Source organism: Micromonospora halophytica, from assembly GCF_900090245.1.
Lineage (GTDB): Bacteria > Actinomycetota > Actinomycetes > Mycobacteriales > Micromonosporaceae > Micromonospora > Micromonospora halophytica.
Genome location: NZ_FMDN01000004.1, coordinates 240,483 through 256,747, shown reverse-complemented (window position 1 = coordinate 256,747; position 16,265 = coordinate 240,483). Strand labels below are relative to the sequence as shown.

General features: G+C 75.7%; 16 protein-coding genes. 4 read left to right on the top strand and 12 right to left on the bottom strand.

The window, feature by feature from the left end; genetic code table 11:
* Nucleotides 1-86 precede the first annotated feature (86 nt).
* Nucleotides 87-791 (top strand): esterase/lipase family protein, encoded by a 705-nt coding sequence (locus GA0070560_RS08660; protein ID WP_091293490.1) that lies wholly within the window; start codon nt 87-89, stop codon nt 789-791.
* Nucleotides 792-977: 186 nt separating this feature from the next.
* Here GA0070560_RS08660 and GA0070560_RS08655 read toward each other — a convergent pair whose 3' ends face one another.
* Entirely contained in the window at nt 978-2,033 is a 1,056-nt protein-coding gene (locus GA0070560_RS08655; RefSeq protein WP_245675422.1) for a LacI family DNA-binding transcriptional regulator, read from the bottom strand.
* Between the two features lie 116 nt (nt 2,034-2,149).
* Here GA0070560_RS08655 and GA0070560_RS08650 point away from each other — a divergent pair, with 116 nt between their 5' ends.
* The 3 genes from GA0070560_RS08650 to GA0070560_RS08640 are packed head-to-tail and all read left to right on the top strand — an operon-like array spanning nt 2,150 to nt 5,306.
* Nucleotides 2,150-3,301, top strand: a complete 1,152-nt coding sequence (locus GA0070560_RS08650; protein ID WP_091293488.1) for a Gfo/Idh/MocA family protein — start codon at nt 2,150-2,152, stop codon at nt 3,299-3,301.
* Nucleotides 3,298-4,449, top strand: a complete 1,152-nt coding sequence (locus tag GA0070560_RS08645) for a dihydrodipicolinate synthase family protein (RefSeq protein WP_091293486.1) — start codon at nt 3,298-3,300, stop codon at nt 4,447-4,449. Before GA0070560_RS08650 ends, GA0070560_RS08645 begins: the two co-directional genes overlap by 4 nt.
* Nucleotides 4,450-4,508: 59 nt before the next feature.
* Entirely contained in the window at nt 4,509-5,306 is a 798-nt protein-coding gene (locus tag GA0070560_RS08640; protein ID WP_091293708.1) for a sugar phosphate isomerase/epimerase family protein, read from the top strand.
* Nucleotides 5,307-5,604: 298 nt separating this feature from the next.
* Here GA0070560_RS08640 and GA0070560_RS08635 read toward each other — a convergent pair whose 3' ends face one another.
* From GA0070560_RS08635 to GA0070560_RS08585, 11 genes are all read right to left on the bottom strand, one after another.
* Nucleotides 5,605-6,360, bottom strand: coding sequence for a hypothetical protein (locus tag GA0070560_RS08635; RefSeq protein WP_091293484.1), 756 nt, complete (start codon nt 6,358-6,360; stop codon nt 5,605-5,607).
* 69 nt (nt 6,361-6,429) lie between these two features.
* Entirely contained in the window at nt 6,430-6,885 is a 456-nt protein-coding gene (locus GA0070560_RS08630) for a hypothetical protein (RefSeq protein WP_091293479.1), read from the bottom strand.
* Nucleotides 6,882-7,820, bottom strand: coding sequence for a hypothetical protein (locus GA0070560_RS08625; protein WP_091293476.1), 939 nt, complete (start codon nt 7,818-7,820; stop codon nt 6,882-6,884). Before GA0070560_RS08625 ends, GA0070560_RS08630 begins: the two co-directional genes overlap by 4 nt.
* Complete coding sequence (locus tag GA0070560_RS08620; RefSeq protein WP_091293475.1) at nt 7,817-8,479, bottom strand: phage tail protein; 663 nt, start codon at nt 8,477-8,479, stop codon at nt 7,817-7,819. The genes GA0070560_RS08625 and GA0070560_RS08620 overlap by 4 nt, the downstream gene beginning before the upstream one ends.
* A complete protein-coding gene (locus GA0070560_RS08615) occupies nt 8,460-11,063 on the bottom strand; it encodes a putative baseplate assembly protein (RefSeq protein ID WP_091293472.1) in 2,604 nt (867 codons plus the stop codon). Before GA0070560_RS08615 ends, GA0070560_RS08620 begins: the two co-directional genes overlap by 20 nt.
* Nucleotides 11,060-11,527: a GPW/gp25 family protein gene (locus tag GA0070560_RS08610; protein ID WP_091293471.1), complete on the bottom strand. Its 468-nt coding sequence runs from the start codon at nt 11,525-11,527 to the stop codon at nt 11,060-11,062. The genes GA0070560_RS08615 and GA0070560_RS08610 overlap by 4 nt, the downstream gene beginning before the upstream one ends.
* Entirely contained in the window at nt 11,524-11,862 is a 339-nt protein-coding gene (locus tag GA0070560_RS08605; RefSeq protein WP_091293469.1) for a hypothetical protein, read from the bottom strand. Before GA0070560_RS08605 ends, GA0070560_RS08610 begins: the two co-directional genes overlap by 4 nt.
* A complete protein-coding gene (locus GA0070560_RS29380; RefSeq protein ID WP_091293467.1) occupies nt 11,862-13,445 on the bottom strand; it encodes a phage baseplate assembly protein V in 1,584 nt (527 codons plus the stop codon). Before GA0070560_RS29380 ends, GA0070560_RS08605 begins: the two co-directional genes overlap by 1 nt.
* Complete coding sequence (locus tag GA0070560_RS29375; RefSeq protein WP_091293465.1) at nt 13,442-14,197, bottom strand: CIS tube protein; 756 nt, start codon at nt 14,195-14,197, stop codon at nt 13,442-13,444. Before GA0070560_RS29375 ends, GA0070560_RS29380 begins: the two co-directional genes overlap by 4 nt.
* Complete coding sequence (locus GA0070560_RS29370; RefSeq protein WP_091293463.1) at nt 14,197-15,807, bottom strand: hypothetical protein; 1,611 nt, start codon at nt 15,805-15,807, stop codon at nt 14,197-14,199. The genes GA0070560_RS29375 and GA0070560_RS29370 overlap by 1 nt, the downstream gene beginning before the upstream one ends.
* Nucleotides 15,782-16,264: a phage tail protein gene (locus GA0070560_RS08585; protein ID WP_091293461.1), complete on the bottom strand. Its 483-nt coding sequence runs from the start codon at nt 16,262-16,264 to the stop codon at nt 15,782-15,784. The genes GA0070560_RS29370 and GA0070560_RS08585 overlap by 26 nt, the downstream gene beginning before the upstream one ends.
* Between the last annotated feature and the right edge of the window lies 1 nt (nt 16,265).

Below are 16,265 nucleotides of genomic sequence, written 5' to 3'. Positions count from 1 at the left end.
ACCCAGGTCACACACTCACGGTCGTGGATGTGGTCTAGATTACACGCTAATTACCTGCCGGTAACCTAAATGAATTAGGAGCGACCATGGCCGTACCCCCCGACGGCACCATCGCCCATACCCGCTGGGCCCGACTGACGGCGCTCGCCGCGAGCGTCCTCGTCGCAGTCGTCACCGCCGTCTTCGGCGCCGCCGCCCCTGCGGCCGCCACCCCCCGCAATCCGGTGATCTTCGTCCACGGCTTCCTGGGCGAGGTCAAGACCGACTGGAGCGTGCTGGTCGAGGAATTCCGCAAGGAGGGCGTCACCTCGCTGTGGGAGTTCACGTACTGGTCGCCGCAGTCGAACAAGACCACCGCGCAGGAGCTCGCCAAGGCCGTCGACTCGGTGCTCGCCCAGACCGGTGCGGCGAAGGTCGACATCGTCACCCACTCCATGGGCGGGCTCAACAGCCGCTGGTACCTCAAGTTCCTCGGCGGCACCAGCAAGGTCGACGCCTGGGTCTCGCTCGGCGGCCCGAACCACGGCACCGGCTGGGCTTACGCCTGCTGGGTTCAGGCCTGCTACGACATGCGCCCCGGCTCGGGGTTGCTCACCACGCTCAACGCCGGGGACGAGACCCCAGGCTCCGTCCGGTACGCCACCTGGTGGTCGCCCTGCGACGGGATCATCAACCCTGACAGCAGCGTGATCCTCAGCGGCGCGACCAACACCAAGACCGGGTGTATCGGGCACAACAGCATCCCCACCAACCGCACCGTCGCGGCCCAGGTGGTCGGTTTCGCCATGTGAGCCGTGCCGGTGCTCCCGTCAGCCGGCCCCACGGTGCCGGCTGACGGGAGCCGGTCGTTCGCAGAAGAGGCGCTCGCTCTCCCGGTCTCAGGACCGGACCGCGTTGGTCGCCGAGTTCGGCGATTTCCTCGCCAACTTCCCGCCTGTCAGATTCGGAACGGGGCGCGTGTCGAGGCGCCGCGCCGTTCAGCGCGGGGCGGGGCCCAGGCTCTCCCGGCGGACCAGCTCGGCGGGGAGGACCTCGACCCGGGAGCGGTCGGCGGCCGGGCCCAGGGCGAGCGTCATCGCCCGGGCGCCCAGCTCCACCAGGGGCAGCCGGACGGTGGTCAGCGTCGGGGTGACGTCGGCGGCGACCGGCATGTCGTCGAAGCCGGCCACCGACACCTGGTCGGGCACCCGGACGCCGCGCTGACGCAGCAGGGCCAGGGCGCCCACGGCCATCGAGTCGTTGAGGGCGACCAGCGCGGTCAACCCGTCGACGGTGTCCAGCAGCTCGGCGGCGGCGCGGGCGCCGCCGTCGCGGTCGAAGTCGGCGTACCGGACGTGGTCGTCGTCGAGGGTGACGCCGCCGTCGGCCAGGGCGGCCCGTAGCCCGCGCAGCCGGTCGGTGATCGTGGTGAGCACCCGGGGGCCGGCGATCACGCCGATCTGCCGGTGGCCCAGGCGGAGCAGTTCCTCGCCGAGCAGTCGGCCACCGACGTCGTTGGCGGGCATCACCGCGTCGCCCGGGTGCTCGTGGCGGCCGATCACCGCCACCCGGCCGCCGGTCGCCTCGTACGCGGCAAGCTTCTCGGTGAGCCGGGCGGTGAAGTCGGCGTCGTGGTAGCCCGAGCCGGCCAGCACGATCGCGGCGACCTGCTGACCGCGGAGCATCTCGACGTACTCCAGCTCGCGCTCGGGGTCGCGGTAGCTGTTGCAGATGATGACCAGCCGGCCCCGGTCGGTGGCCACCCGTTGCAGACCCCGGGTCACCTCGGCGAAGTACGGGTCGGAGACGTCGTGCACCACCACGCCGACGACGCTGCGCTGCGGCCGGGCCAGCAGTTGGGCGTGCGCGTTGGGGACGTACCGCAGCTCGGCGACGGCGCTCAGCACCCGTTCGCGCAGCTCGTCGGCGACGGGTTTGCTGCTGCCGTTGATCACCCGGGACGCGGTGGCGGGGGAGACGCCCGCGCGGCGGGCCACGTCGGCCAGCGTCGCCAACGAGTCACCCCCCAGTGCCTGCCCGGTCCCGCGTGCCATGCGGTCGCGGACAGGCTACCGCAAGATCATCGGGAAAGCCCTTGCCCGGCTTGGTCGTTGCCACCTACGCTGCCAGGAAAGCGCTTACCTGCGCCGTCAATCAGGGAAGGACGACCATGTCCCGAAGGTCGATCGGCATCATCGTCAACGGCGTCACCGGTCGGATGGGATACCGCCAGCACCTGGTCCGGTCGCTGCTGGCCATCCGCGAACAGGGCGGCCTGGCGCTGCCCGACGGCACCCGGATCTGGCCGGAGCCGATCCTCGTCGGCCGCGACGAGGGCCGGCTGCGCGCGGTCGCCGAGCGGCACGGGCTCACCGACTGGACCACCGACCTCGCCGCCGCGCTCGTCCGCGAGGACGCGGAGATCTACTTCGACGCGCAGGTCACCCAGCAGCGGGAGAAGGCCATCCGGCAGGCCATCGAGGCCGGCAAGCACATCTACACCGAGAAGCCCCTCGCCGAGTCCAGCGCCGCCGCGATGGAACTGGTCCGGGCCGCCGACGCGGCGGGCATCCGCACCGGCGTCGTACAGGACAAGCTCTTCCTCCCCGGCCTGCGCAAGCTCAAGCGGCTCATCGACGGCGGCTTCTTCGGCCGGATCCTCTCCGTACGCGGCGAGTTCGGCTACTGGGTCTTCGAGGGCGACTGGCAGCCCGCCCAGCGTCCCTCCTGGAACTACCGGGCCTCCGACGGCGGCGGCATCGTCATGGACATGTTCCCGCACTGGCAGTACGTGCTGGAGGAGCTCTTCGCCCCGGTGCAGGCCGTCACCTGCCTCGCCGCCACCCACGTACCCGAGCGGGTCGACGAGGCCGGCCGCAGCTACCCGGCCACCGCCGACGACGCCGCGTACGGCATCTTCGAACTCGACGGCGGGATCGTCGCCGCGCTCAACTCGTCCTGGTGCACCCGGGTGCACCGTGACGAACTCGTCGAGTTCCACGTCGACGGCACCGAGGGCAGCGCCGTCGCCGGACTGCGCCGCTGCCGGGTGCAGCACCGCGCCGTCACCCCCAAGCCGGTCTGGAACCCGGACCTGCCCGCCACCGAGGACTTCCGCGCCCAGTGGACCGAGGTGCCCGACAACGAGGAGTTCGACAACGGCTTCAAGGTGCAGTGGGAGGCGTTCCTGCGGCACGTCGTCGCCGGCGCGCCCTTCGGCTGGGACTTCCTCGCCGGGGCGCGCGGCGTGCAGCTCGCCGAGCTGGGGCTGCGCTCGGCCCGCGAGGGGCGCCGCGTCGAGGTGCCGGAGCTGACCCGGTGAGCGCCACCGTCCACCTGCCCGGCGGCGAGGCGTACCGGCTGCGCGGAGGGCGGGGCTTCCCGCGCCCCGCAGGGCCGTCAACCAGCCGGGTGGCGTACGCGGCGGCGCACGTCGTCGCCGACCCGGGGGCGGAGAACGTGCCGGGGGCACCGGCCGCCGTCGACTGGGAACGCACCCTGGCCTTCCGGCACCACCTCTGGTCGTACGGGCTCGGGGTCGCCGAGGCGATGGACACCGCCCAGCGCGGCATGGGGCTGGACCACGCCGCCTGCCGGGAACTGATCCGGCGCAGCGCCGCCGAGGCCCGCGCCGTCGGCGGGCGGATCGTCGCCGGCGTCGCCACCGATCAGCTCCCGCCCGGCCCGACCTCGTTGACCCTGATCGTGGACGCGTACACCGCACAGCTCGCCGAGGTGGCCGCTGCCGGGGCCCGGCCGGTGCTGATGTGCAGCCGGCAGCTCGCCGCCACCGCCACCGACGCCGAGGACTACCTACGGGTGTACGACCGGCTGCTCACCGCCGCCGACCAGCCCGTCGTCCTGCACTGGCTCGGTGACATGTTCGACCCGGCCCTGGCCGGCTACTGGGGCTCGACCGACCTGGACGAGGCCACCGAGACGATGCTGCACCTGATCAAGGACCACCAGGCGCGGGTCGACGGGATCAAGGTGTCCCTGCTCGACGCCGACCGCGAGGTGGACCTGCGCCGCCGGCTCCCCGACGGGGTACGCCTCTACACCGGCGACGACTTCCACTACCCGGAGCTGATCCGCGGCGACGCGCAGGGGCACTCCGACGCGCTGCTCGGCGTCTTCGCCGCCATCGCCCCGGCCGCCGCCACCGCCCTCGCCGCCCTGGACGCCGGTGACCTCGCCACCTACGACGAGGTGTTCGCCCCGACCCTGCCGCTGGCCCGGCACCTGTTCGCCGCGCCCACCTGGCACTACAAGACCGGCATCGTCTTCCTCGCCTGGCTGGCCGGCCACCAGGACCACTTCACCATGCTCGCCGGGCAGCAGGCGGGCCGCTCGCCGGCGCACCTGGCCCGGCTGCTGGTCCTCGCCGACGCCGCCGACCTGCTGCCGGACGCCGAGCTGGCCGCCGCCCGGGCCCGGGCGTACTTCACCGTGGCGGGGGTGGCGCAGTGAGCGCCGTACCGCCGGCCGGCGCCGCCGCCCCGGCCGCCCGGGTGGCGCCGGCCGCCGGGCTGGCACGCTTCTCGTTCAACCAGGCGACCGCCAAGCACTGGCCGCTGGCGGAGGTCGTCGCCGGCTGCGTCGCGGCCGGCGTGCCGGGCGTCGGCCTGTGGCGGGAGCCGGTCGCCGAGTACGGCCTCGACCGCGCCGCCCGGCTGGTCCGCGACGCCGGTCTGACCGTCACCTCGCTGTGCCGGGGCGGCTTCTTCACCACCCCCGGGTGGCGCGACGAGAACCGCCGGGCGATCGAGGAGGCCGCCACGCTCGGCACCACCGAGCTGGTGCTGGTCTCCGGCGGGCTGCCGCCGGGCAGCCGGGACGTCGACGGCGCACGGCGGGCGGTCGCCGACGCCATCGCCGAACTTGCCCCGCAGGCTGCCGCCGCCGGCGTACGACTGGCCATCGAGCCACTGCACCCGATGTTCTGCGCCGACCGCTGCGTCGTCGCCACCCTCGGCCAGGCCCTCGACATCGCCGAACGGTTCGCCCCGGAGGTGGTCGGGGTGGTGGTGGACACGTACCACGTCTGGTGGGACGACACCGTCTACGACCAGATCGCCCGGGCCGGGGCCCGGATCGCCGCCTTCCAGGTGGCGGACTGGGTCACCCCGCTGCCCGAGGGGGTGCTGCTCGGCCGGGGCCTGCCCGGGCAGGGCACCGTCGAGCTGCGCCGGCTGCGCGAGGCGGTCGACGCGGCCGGCTACACCGGCCCCGTCGAGGTGGAGGTCTTCCAGGCCGACCTCTGGTCCCGCCCCGGCCCCGACATCCTCGCCGCCACCATCGACACCTACCTCACCCACATCCCCTAGCCCCCGCCGCCCCACCCCGCCCCGGCCCACCCCGCCCCGGCCCGCCCCGGCCCGCCCGCCTGACGGCTGCCCGACCGCTGGCCGGCCAAGATCGTGCTCGATCGTGGAAGTAGTGGCATCGGCGCGCTCCGACACCACTACTTCCAGGTTTCTGCGTGATCTTCGGCGCGCGGGCCCGGGTCGGCGACGATGAGGGCGAGGGCGAGGGCGGGGAGGTGGGAGGGCGGGGGGTGGGGGGTGTCAGCCGACCTGCAAGGTCAAGCCAGCCACCACCTTGACAGCCGATCCCGACAGGGAATCAGCGGGTGGGGAGGGCGGCGGTGACGCGGACGGCCTTGACGATCGCGGGGATCGAGCCGATCAGGAGGACCACGGCCCAGACCAGGGCGACCACGGCGAAGACCACCGCGCCGACGTCGTCGAGGATGCTCGTCACCACGACCGGGGCCAGCCGGTGCAGAAACTCCAGCAGCACCGTGCAGAGCAGGGTGGTCAGCGCCAGCAGGACCAGGCCCTTGTTCTGCAGGAAACGCGGCTGGGCGGCGAGCAGCAGCCCCGCCCAGACCAGCTTGAGCAGCAGCACCAGGCCCAGCAGCAGGCTGGCCTCCCCGACCGGGAAGAACCCCCACAGCGCCAGGTACGCCAGCGTCCCGAAGGGCGGGGCCAGGAAGAGCGAGACCATCACGGTCAGCTCCACGAAGGCCGTCACCAGCAGCACCAGCGCGGCCAGGATCAGCAGGACCGAGAAGGCCAGCGTCGCGACGCCCTGCATCCGACCCTGGATCCGGTCCGGCAGCACCAGGCTCAGGCAGAACAACCCGGTCGTCCAGAGGGCCACCACGTCGATCAGCGCCAGGTGGCCCGTACCCCGCCCGGACGGCTCGCTGATCCGCCCCACCTCGCCGACGTCCACGCCCAGGTCCCCGGCGCTCGCCCGCAGCGCCCCGCTGGCGTCCCCGCCGCCGGTGAGCAGCGAAGCGCCCAGTTCCACCCCGACCACCAGCGCGATCGCCAGCAACGCCAGCAGCAGGAACGGCTTGCGCAGCTCACCCATGACGGATCTCCTCCCCGAGACGGGCGGGGCGGCGCGGCGTACCCCGCCCGGCTACCGGCGGCCGGCGGGTCAGGAGGTGGCGACGGTGACCAGGCACGCCGCACCTCCCGGGCAGTTCACGACGATCTCCGTCGCGTCGTCGACGGCGATCCGGGCGACCGCCTGCCCGTCGTCGCCCGGCTCCACCTCGTCGCGCACGGTGAGGTCGGCGTCCCCGGGGGCGGGGGCGGTGACGGTGAACCGGCCCGGGCCGCGCAGCACCAGCGTCCGCAGCCCGCCGGGGTCGGCCACCCGCAGTACGCAGCCGCCGACGACGCGCAGCGTGTCACCCTCCCGGTCGCAGCCGGCCCGCACCGTCGCCGGGTCCACCACGACGCCGCCCCCGGCGAGCCGGCCCAGCCAACGCACCGCCCCGGCGTCGCCCGGGTCACCCCGGTCGCCGCGTCCGGCGCCGGTCGCCACCGCGAAGAGCGCCACCAGCAGGACGGCCAGCCCCGCCAGCAGCAGGGCACGGCGGCGGCTCATCGCGGGGCCGCCGCCGCACGGACCTCGGTGAACCGGATCCGGTCGACGCCGGCGAAGTAGCGGTCGAAGCCCTGCGTCTTGCCCACCGCGATCAGGGTGAGGGTGTGCCGGCCCTTGTCGAGCCGGATGGTGCCGACGTCGGCCAGGTCACCGGCGACCACGGTGCGGCTGAAGCCGAGGAACGTCCCGCCGACCTGCGCCCCGTCGATCTGCCAGATGGTGTTGGCGTAGTCGAACGAGGTGGTGCGCGCGGCGGAGAACCGCCAGGCCGCCGCGACCGGCAGGTCTACGGTCACCGTCACCTGATCGCCCTGGGCCAGCCCCTGGAAGAAGAGCTGCTGATTCTCCGACCAGGTCACGCCGCAGCAGTTCGCCTGCGTCACCACCCGCACCGCCGTGCCGGTGGGCGACTGCACGGTCGCCGTCGGCACCAGGCTCTCCGCCTCCAGGGTGATCACCTGCGGCTCGCCGGGCGGCGGCGCAGGGACGTCCTCCGGGCGGGTCACCAGCCAGCCGACCACCGCGCCGACCAGCACCACCAGCGCCACCGCCGCGGCGATCCACGGCCAGGGCGCCCGCCGGGGCGGGGCGAGGGCCCGGACCTCGTACGTCACCCGGTTGCTCGGGCGGGAGCTCTCCTCCGGCGCGGTGTTGGCCGAGTATGCGAAGCCGGTCATGTCGTACCGGCGGGGCGCGGTGCCCGACGGCACGGCGAGGCGGACCAGGAAGGAGACCGACCCCTGCCCGGGCACCACCCGCTGCGGCTCGGCGACGGTGAACCAGGACCGCTGGCTGCCCTCGCCCGGGGCGATGTCGAAGACCACGGTGTCCGGTGCGACGCCCGGGTTGGTGACGGTGAAGGTGAGTTCGCCGCGGTTGCCGGCGTCGAGGTTGAACTGCTCGGCGGCGGCGACGACGGCCCATTCGGTGGTCATGTCGGCTCCTCTGCGGACGGTCCGGGCGGTACGTGGCGGGGGACGGTGGCCCGGCCGACCGCCGGCCCGGTGGGCGCGGCCGGCTCGGCGGGCGTGGCGGGCCCGGTGGTCGGCGTGGCGGGCGGCCCGCTCGACGGCGGGTCGGTGGGTACGTCGCCGGCCGGCAGCACCTCGACGGTCACCGCGGCCGGCTTCTCCGCCTCGACGATCCGGGTGACCACGGCGAGCAGGCCGGCAGCGGCCGGTGGCACCCGTACGACCAGGTGGAACGGGCGGTCAGCCGGCTCGTCCAGCACGAACCCGGTCACGCCGGTGGCCAGTTCCAGCGCGGTCCGCATCCCGTACGGGGTGCCGCGCCAGCGGGCCAGGTGCGCGCCGTGCGCCACCAGATCCCGCAGCCGCCCCACCGGCAGCGGCAGCGGCGCGTCCGGGCGGGGCGGGGCGAGCACGTGGTCCATCGCCACCCACCGGGTCAGGTACGCCACCAGCGCGTCGGGCGCCCGGTACGCGGCGAAGAGCGCGTCGACGTCGGCGAGCACCGCCTCGTCGGGGGCGTGCAGCGCCTCCATCACCTCCAGCAGCGCGCCCAGCACGCTGCCGTCGACGGCGGCCCGCTGGTACGCCGCGGGCAGCAGCCGCTCAATCGCCGCTCGGCGCATCCTGCCGCACCACCTCGATGTCGTGCTCGCCGGAGCAGAGCAGCCAGGTGTCGGGAACGGTCACCACGTCGGCGGTGGCCTGGTTGGCGCCGGCCGTCCAGTCGACGGCGTCGCCGCTGCGGTACACCCCGCGCTCGCCACCGGCCAGGATCAGCCGTTGCGGGCCGGCGGTGGCGGCGATCGCGTCCACCGGCACGAAGCGGGACCGGTCCCGCAGCGGCAGCCCGCAGTTGACCATCACCGGCTGCCACTGCGGCTGCGGGGCGAGGGTGTCCAGCCGGAGCACCCCGCCGGACTGCGTGGCAGCCACCGCCAGGGTGCCGACGAAGGCGAGGTCCCGGCAGGTGCCGCCGATCCAGCCGGCCTGCACCTGCTGCCACTTCACGTCGGACTCGAACAGCCGGGTGCGGTGGCAGCCCTGCCCGGGCCTCTTCGGGTCCGGTTCGCCCGCGCCGGCCCAGAGCAGGGTGGCCGGCCCGTCGTACTGGACGGCGAGCACCCGGTTGTCCACGTTGGCCAGGCCGACGTGGGCGAAGGTGCCGGGGCGGCCCGCGGCGGTGGAGAGGTAGACCCCGAAACCGGCCTGCGCGGCGACCGCCACGCCCGGCGCGCCCCGCTCGGAGACGAACGACCGGACGGCGTAGAAGCCGCGGTCGGCGTCGGCGGGGTCGACCAGGATCTGCAACGGCACCGAGCCGGGCAGCAGGGACACCTCGTACAGGCCGGTGTCGGTGGCGAGCAGCAGCGCCCCGGCGCCGTCCCGGTCGATCCAGGCGACGTCGGTGATCCGGGCGCCGAGGTCGGTCAGCAGCGACCAGGTCTCGCCGAGGTCGGTGCTCAGGTGCACCCGGGAACCACCGCCGTCGGCCAGCGTCACGCACGCCACCGAGCCGGGGCGGGGCACGACACCGGGGCGTACCGGGGCGGGGGCCGGGGCCACCCTGACGACGGTCTCGCCCGGGAACCGGCCGGCCGGCTCCCAGCCCGCCCCGGCGTCGGTGGAGCGGAACAGCACCTCACCCCGGCCGGCGTACCAGGTCCGCGCCTGGTACTGGTCGACGGCCAGCGCGCGGACCGCCGCGTCGGGCGCCTCGTCCACCACGAACCGGACGGACTCGACGTAGCGCACGCCCGGCTCGGCGTGCTCCAGCAGCCGGTACACGTTCGAGGCGCGCAGTGGCTCGCCGAACGCCCAGCCGGACGGGTTGACCGCGGTCGGCAGCGGGCTCAGCGTCTGGTGCAGCCGGTCGTGGATGCGCCCGCGCACCGCCTCGACGTCCTCCTCCCGGCGCACCACCACCCGGGCCCGCACCGAGACCGCCTTGTAGCGCGCCCAGCCGGCCCGGCAGGTGGTGCCGAGGGCCCGCCGACGGTCCAGGTCCGCCTCCACCCGGCGGCGAGCCTCCTCGACCTCGTGCGCGCGCAGCACCGACACCGGCAGCCGCCCACCCGGGCGGGCCTGCTCCGGCACGTACGGCACCAGCACCACCTCGACCTCCCCGGGGCGGGCGAAGCTGTACACGGCGGCCCGGGTGAAGGCCCGCGCCCGCGCCACCGGACCGGCGGAGACGGCCAGGATCTCGAAGTCCCGCGCGGTCACCGCCCGCTGCTGGGCGAAGAACTCGTACGGCCCCCGGACCAGCGCCGAGTCCAGCGTCTCCACGTCCCGTCCGCCGCCGGCCGGCTCCGGGTTCGACACCCGTACCCCGGGCAGCGGATCGCGCAGGCCGGTCAGCGCGCCGGCGGCGACGTTGCCCGCGCGCCCGCCGCCGGCCCGGTACCAGAGCCGGACCTGCGCCCCGGCCGGTGGCACCGCCGCCACGGTGACCAGGTCGCCGCCCGGGGCGGATCCGGCGTCGGCCGGCGGGCGCAGGTCCAGCGCGGGAGCGAAGGTGACCACCCCGGAACAGCGGTCCACCAGGTAGACCTTGGCCTGGGCGCCGACCCCGGCGAAGCTGTCCACCGGCCGCCAGATCTCGTAGCTGCGCCCGTCGTGCTCCCGGGCCGCCGCGCCGAGCTCCACCGAGCCGGTCGGCACCTGCACGCCGAGCAGCAGGTCCAGCGGCTCGGCGGTACGGGCCAGCGGCGCCCGCGCCGCGCGCAGCACCTGCCCCGGCTGCCCGGTGCCGGTGCCCAGCAGCTCCGCCTCCACCGGCTCGCAGTGGTGCATCCGGACGGTCACCTCGGCCTGCCCGGCGGGCAGCAGCGCCGGCTCGGTGGTGACGAAGACGACCGGCCTCGGGTCGGCGCCCCGGGCCGCGGCCACCCGGGTGCCGGCCGGGATCCGCACCGCGCCGCCGTCCGCGCCGGTACGGCTGAACCGCACGTCCGCCCAGGCCGCGCAGGGAGCGTGCCGGCTCACCCCGAGCAGGTTGAGGAACTGCACGTACGCCTTCTCCGGCAGCTGGTTCAGCCGGTAGATCATCACCTCGGTCAGGTGCGCGAACGCCTCGACCAGGGCGATGCCCGGGTCGTGCGCGGAGAGGTCGGTCCACGCCGGGCAGGACTGCCGGATCCGCTCCCTGGCCTCGGTGACCAGGTCGAGGAAGGTGCGGTCGTCCAGGTGTGGCACGGGCAGCGTCATGACGGGTTCCCCTCGGCGGGCTCGGTGCCGGGCGCGCCGGCCGGCGGATCGTCGGCGGTGTCGGGTTGCAGGTCGACGGAGAAGACGAGCTGGCCGGGGGAGAGGCTGGCCCGCACCCGGTAGTCCAGCCGGATCACCAGCCGCCACGGGTCGTCCGGGTCCGGCCCGGCGTCGACGTCGAGCACCTCCACCCGGGGCTCCCACCGCCGGATCGCCTGCCGGACGTAGTGGATGGCCAGCCCGGCGGTGGTGTCGTCGTTCGGCGCGAAGACCAGCCGGTGCAGCCGGGACCCGTACCCGGGGCGCATCAGCCGCTCGCCGGGCGTGGTGGACAGCAGCAGGTACAACGCCTGGCGTACCGTCTCGTCGCCGTCGGTCATGGCGATCCCGCCGGCCGCGGTCAACGTCAGGCCACCGGTGCGGCCGGCGTCGAAGCCGGCACCGACGAACCGGAACGCTCTCATCGGTCCGCCTCCACCAGGCTCTGCCGCGGGTCGCGGACGGTGTGGTGGACCAGGCCCGGCGGGGTGCCGTCGGTGAGCCCGTCCAGGTGCGACAGCACGATCCGGCGCCCGTCGACGCGCAGCCAGTCGCTGTAGCCGACCCGCACCGGCAGGGTCTTCGCGCACGGTTTGACCGTCGGCCCGTAGTTGGGGCAGGCCACGATGTTCCGCCCCTCCGGGTCGTCGTCGACCAGCACCGGCACGCCGGTGACGGTCACCCAGTGCTGCGAGGCCCGGTTGGTCACCCGGCCGTCGTGGTCGCAGGTGATCACGGACCGCAGGTGAATCCAGCGCATCAGCCACCTCCCGAGGCGTCGCGGGCGAGCGCGCCGGCCCGGTCCCGGGCGGTCGCCGGGTCCTCGACGGCGTCGGCGTGCAGGAAGTCGACGCTGCGCGCCCGCACGACCATCGCCCGTCCGGGCGCGGAGAGGACCAGGTCGGTGGCGGCGTGCAGGGTGGTCAGTTCCGGGGTCAGCTCCAGGAAGCTGCCGGCCTCGGTGGCCAGCCGCAGGGTCCGCGCCGCGTCGTCGACCACGATGGTCTGCCCGCCGCCGGTCCGCACCGACCAGCGCCGGGACCGTCCCTCGGTGATCCCGGCGTCGTACGGGGCGACCGCGCCGAAGAGCGAGCCGAGCACGATGCCGGAGGTCGGCTCGCCGCCGGGCAGCGCCACCAGCACCGTGTCGCCCGGGTCGGGCAGCGCGACGATCCCCTTGTCCCGTCCCGCGCCGGGGCAGAGCACGGCGAGCCAGCCGGCGTCCAGGTCCCCGTACCCGGGCAGGGTGAGGCGGACCCGGCCGAGCCGGTCGGGGTCGTCGACGTCGGTGACGGCGCCGAGGGTCACCACCGCGCCGGGTGTCGACGCGGGGGCCGGGGCGGGCGGCGGGGCGGTGGCGAAGCGGGTCAGGTGGCCGTCGCCGTCGACGGTGTGCACCACCTCGGTCAGCACGTACACCCCGGCCAGGTCCTCGGCGACCCCGGCCAGGGCGATCCGGCGGCCGGGCAGCAGCTCCGGGTCACCCTCGGCGATCCCCTCGGCGGTGACCAGCGCGGCCACCCGGGCGTCCAGGCCGGCCTGGGCCAGGGCGGCCAGTTCGTCGTCGCTGCGACCGGGCTGGTCGACGGCGGTGCGCACCCCGTCCGCGCCGACGTCGGCCGGGTCCGGGTCGAGGGGGATGCGCCGGCCGGTGCGGGCGGTGTCGACGCGCTGGCTGATCGGCTCGGCCCGCTGCGGGTGCCAGCCCAGCGCGGCGCTGCCGCCGGCGGCCCGGTCCAGGTTGGCGGTGACCCGCACCGAGTGCAGGCTGTGGCCCAGGGTCAGCGGCACCGGCTCGCCGTGCCCGTCCAGGGTGACCAGGCGCAGCCGGTCGGGCGCGGCGGCCAGGTGCAGCCCGGCCCGGCCGGCGACCTCCAGCAGCAGGTCGAGGTCGCTGTGCCGGTGCTGGAGCAGCCGGTCCAGGTGTGGCCCGTCGGCCTCGGCGTCGACGTCGAGGCCGACGTCGGCGCAGAGGTCGCGGGCCAGGTCGGCGGCGGTGACCGCCTCGAACACCCGCAGCTGCTGCCGCTTGCGCAGCCGGTGCAGCCGGTCGTACCCGCGCAGCCGCAGCAGGCCGGCGCCGTCCGGGGCGTACTCCACCTCGACGCAGGTGACCTCGCCGGTGAAGAGCGGACGGTCGCCGAGCCGGACCGCCAGCGCCGCCCCGGTGGGCACCGCCGTGCCACCGCCGACGTCGAGGGCGTCGGGGCCGGGATGCGCGGCGTACGTGACCTCGCACTGGGTGGGTTGGTCCAGTCGGGCGGCGACCCGCACCTCGCGCAGCCGCCGGGCGGCGGCGTCCAGCGGTACGCCGTCGAGCAGCACCGTCGGCCACGGGCTCACGGCTGACCACCTCCCGGCGTCGCGTCGGCGGTCGGGGGCGCGGCGAGTGGGGGCACCGCCAGCGTGGTGCCGGCCGGCACGGCGAGCGGGTCGGTGATCCGGTTGTGCTCGGCGAGCAGCCGCCAGCGCAGCGGTGAGCCGAGCGCGTCGTGGGCGAGCAGGTCGAAGCGGACCCCGGAGTGGCCCGGCGTCGCCGAGCCGTCCCCGGTGGCGACGACCGCCGAGCCGGGCGCCGCGGTGGGGGTGCTCGCCGCGGCGAGTTCGTCGGCGAAGCCCTCCCGCGCCTCGTCGGCGGCCTCCGCGACCCGGACCAGCTTCAGCCGCAGCCAGGACCGGCGGGGCGAGCCGGTGAGGCCGAACGCGTCGAAGCGTTCCGCGATCGCCACGATCACCCCGGGCACGTTCCAGGTCTTGCCCCAGACCAGGCGGACCAGCGGCGGCCGTAGCCAGCCGTGCTCGGTGGCCGAGTTCTCGGCAAGCATCCAGAGTGGACGGGTGAGGGCGCGGACGTCCTGCGGGCGGGTCGGCCCTTCCACCAGGTCGGTGTCGAAGAGCAGGTCCAGCACCAGTTCGGTGCGCCCGCCGCCGGTGAAGACCAGCGGGTCGTCGGCGAGGCCGGCGCCGGTGAGCCGGGCGTCGGCGACGCCGCGCGGGCGTACCCCGGCCAGCCGGGTCACCTGGACGGTCTCCGGGTTCAGCAGGCAGTCGACCCGCAGCCCCGAGGAGTCCTCCAGAAAGGCCACCCGTTCCATCAGGCGCCCCGCTGTTCCCGGTCGAGCCGATTCCACCGCGCGCCGCCGGGGTCGGCGTCCGCCGCCGGCCGCCGGTCCCGGTCGTCCGGCAGCGCCGGCCACGGGTCGTCGCCCCACCACCGCGCCGTCGTGGTCGTCCCCGCCGGGGGTACGACCACCGCGTCCCGCCCCGGCCCGGGCGGCTCGTCCGGCAGCGCCGGCCACGGGTCCCCCGGGTACGCCCACCGCCTGTCCGGGGCGTCGTCGGCGTGCTGGCCTCCGTGGGGTGGGCGAGCCGGGCCGGACCGGCCGGCGGGCGGCACCGTGCCGGCCGGGAGCGGATCGGCCTCCGGCCGCCACGCGACCCGGGCCGCGCCGACGCGAAGGCCGTCGGGGACGGGCGGGACACCGTCGGGGCCGGCGGCGCAGGGGAGGCGCGCTTCGCCGCCGGGCGGGTTCTCCCGTTCCGCCTCTCGTCCCTCGCCGGCCGCACGCCCGGGACCGCTGCCCGGGAACGGGGACCCTCCGGGGCCGCCCGGAGGGAAGGGGAACGGCTCGGAACCGGTGGCCCGGCCCCGGAGGTGTCCCAGGGGCGGGGACGGGAGGTACCCGGCGTCGGCCGGGGCGGCGGGGGAGAGCGCGGGGTGGCCGGTCCCGGCGCCGCCGGGGTGGCCCGGGGCGGGCCGTTCGGTGAACCGGACACCGCCGGAGCTGCCGACCCCACCTGCCGAGCCGTGCGGTGCGTGGCTGCCCCGGCGTTCTTCGGAAGGGACAGTGTCCGGACCTTCGGGCCGGGACCCGAGCGGGTGTGTCGGCGCCGCGTCGTGCGGTCCACCCGGCAGCCCGGGTGCGACGGCGTCCACCGGGGCGGGGCGGGCGGGCAGGAGCGGGAGCGCGTGCGACGCCGCCCCGGCGTCCCGTCCGGTGTCGGGACGAGCCGGGCGGTCGGGTGCGCTGCCGGCGACGGGCGGCAGCCAGCCCGGTGGGGGTACCGCCGGGCGGAGGCGGGCGGGGATCCCGGCCGGCGCATGGCCGCCGCCACCCGATCCGGTCGACGACGCGGACCCGGGCCACGCCTCGGATGCCAGGTCGCCCCGGTCCTCGCCGTCACCGGAGGCGGTGGTGCGGCCGGACGCGACAACCCGCCGGAGTGTCTGGTCACCCGCTACGGTGGGCACGCCGGCCGGGTCGACGCCGGCACGCGGGGCGGCGACCGGGGTGCCGCCGGGCGGACCGGACCGGTCGGGGCGGTGGTCGTGCCGTCGTGGTGCGGCCGTAGCGGCGAGGCCGGTGCCGGGCCGGTGGGCGGCGGGGGCCAGCCGACCGGCGGTCGGGTGCGGCTCGGGCGCGTGGCCCGTGGCGGTGGGCTGTCCGCGTACCCCGGAGGGAGCCGGACCGGCGGGCCGGCCGGCGGTGTCGGGCGGCAGGTCGAGGTCGCGCAGCAGGCCCGGAGCGTGCTCCGCGACCAGCCGCAGCCAGTGCTCCGGAGGCTGGCCCGGGCGGCGCGGCGGCACGTCGACCGGCGGGTCGGCGTCGGCCGGCCCGGACCCGGCGGCCCACCGCTCGGCCGCGTCGGCGGCGTCCCGCAGGCGGCGGGCGAGCCAGCTACGCGGTGCGGGGCGCGGCGGCACTGCCCGCCTCCAGCTCCAGACCCTCGTACGCCAGGGTCAACGCCTCGATGGCGATCTCCTGGGACAGGGTGTGCAGGTGCGCGCCGCGCCACCGCATCGGCCACGCGTTGATCATGTTCCAGCGCAGCACCTCGGTGGTGCCGGCGGCGTCCAGCAGCACCACCGAGACGTTGCGCCGGCTCACCGCGCCCCGGGCGGCGGTCTGCACCCAGTCCCACAGCTCCCGCGACGAGGTCAGGCCGAAGTGCAGGGTCACCGGGGCGTAGTCCACCTGGCCGGGGATCGCCCGGATCCGGTCGTTGCCGGCCTCCCGGTACGCCCGCCGCCCGATCGTCACCTCCAGGCCGCTGACCTCGGTGAAGTGGCCGTTGGTGACGCCGTTGATGAGCAGCTTGAAGTTGTAGGCCCGGTACGGGTCGACCGGCGCGCCCGGCTGCGGCGTGGCGGGGGTGGTCATG

What these genes read in the sequence shown, in the direction of transcription:
- GA0070560_RS08660 (WP_091293490.1), top strand. Translation starts at nt 87, where the DNA reads ATGGCCGTACCCCCCGACGGCACCATCGCCCATACCCGCTGGGCCCGA.
- GA0070560_RS08655 (WP_245675422.1), bottom strand. Translation starts at nt 2,033, where the DNA reads ATGGCACGCGGGACCGGGCAGGCACTGGGGGGTGACTCGTTGGCGACG.
- GA0070560_RS08650 (WP_091293488.1), top strand. Translation starts at nt 2,150, where the DNA reads ATGTCCCGAAGGTCGATCGGCATCATCGTCAACGGCGTCACCGGTCGG.
- GA0070560_RS08635 (WP_091293484.1), bottom strand. Translation starts at nt 6,360, where the DNA reads ATGGGTGAGCTGCGCAAGCCGTTCCTGCTGCTGGCGTTGCTGGCGATC.
- GA0070560_RS08630 (WP_091293479.1), bottom strand. Translation starts at nt 6,885, where the DNA reads ATGAGCCGCCGCCGTGCCCTGCTGCTGGCGGGGCTGGCCGTCCTGCTG.
- GA0070560_RS08625 (WP_091293476.1), bottom strand. Translation starts at nt 7,820, where the DNA reads ATGACCACCGAATGGGCCGTCGTCGCCGCCGCCGAGCAGTTCAACCTC.
- GA0070560_RS08620 (WP_091293475.1), bottom strand. Translation starts at nt 8,479, where the DNA reads ATGCGCCGAGCGGCGATTGAGCGGCTGCTGCCCGCGGCGTACCAGCGG.
- GA0070560_RS08615 (WP_091293472.1), bottom strand. Translation starts at nt 11,063, where the DNA reads ATGACGCTGCCCGTGCCACACCTGGACGACCGCACCTTCCTCGACCTG.
- GA0070560_RS08610 (WP_091293471.1), bottom strand. Translation starts at nt 11,527, where the DNA reads ATGAGAGCGTTCCGGTTCGTCGGTGCCGGCTTCGACGCCGGCCGCACC.
- GA0070560_RS08605 (WP_091293469.1), bottom strand. Translation starts at nt 11,862, where the DNA reads ATGCGCTGGATTCACCTGCGGTCCGTGATCACCTGCGACCACGACGGC.
- GA0070560_RS29375 (WP_091293465.1), bottom strand. Translation starts at nt 14,197, where the DNA reads ATGGAACGGGTGGCCTTTCTGGAGGACTCCTCGGGGCTGCGGGTCGAC.
- GA0070560_RS08585 (WP_091293461.1), bottom strand. Translation starts at nt 16,264, where the DNA reads ATGACCACCCCCGCCACGCCGCAGCCGGGCGCGCCGGTCGACCCGTAC.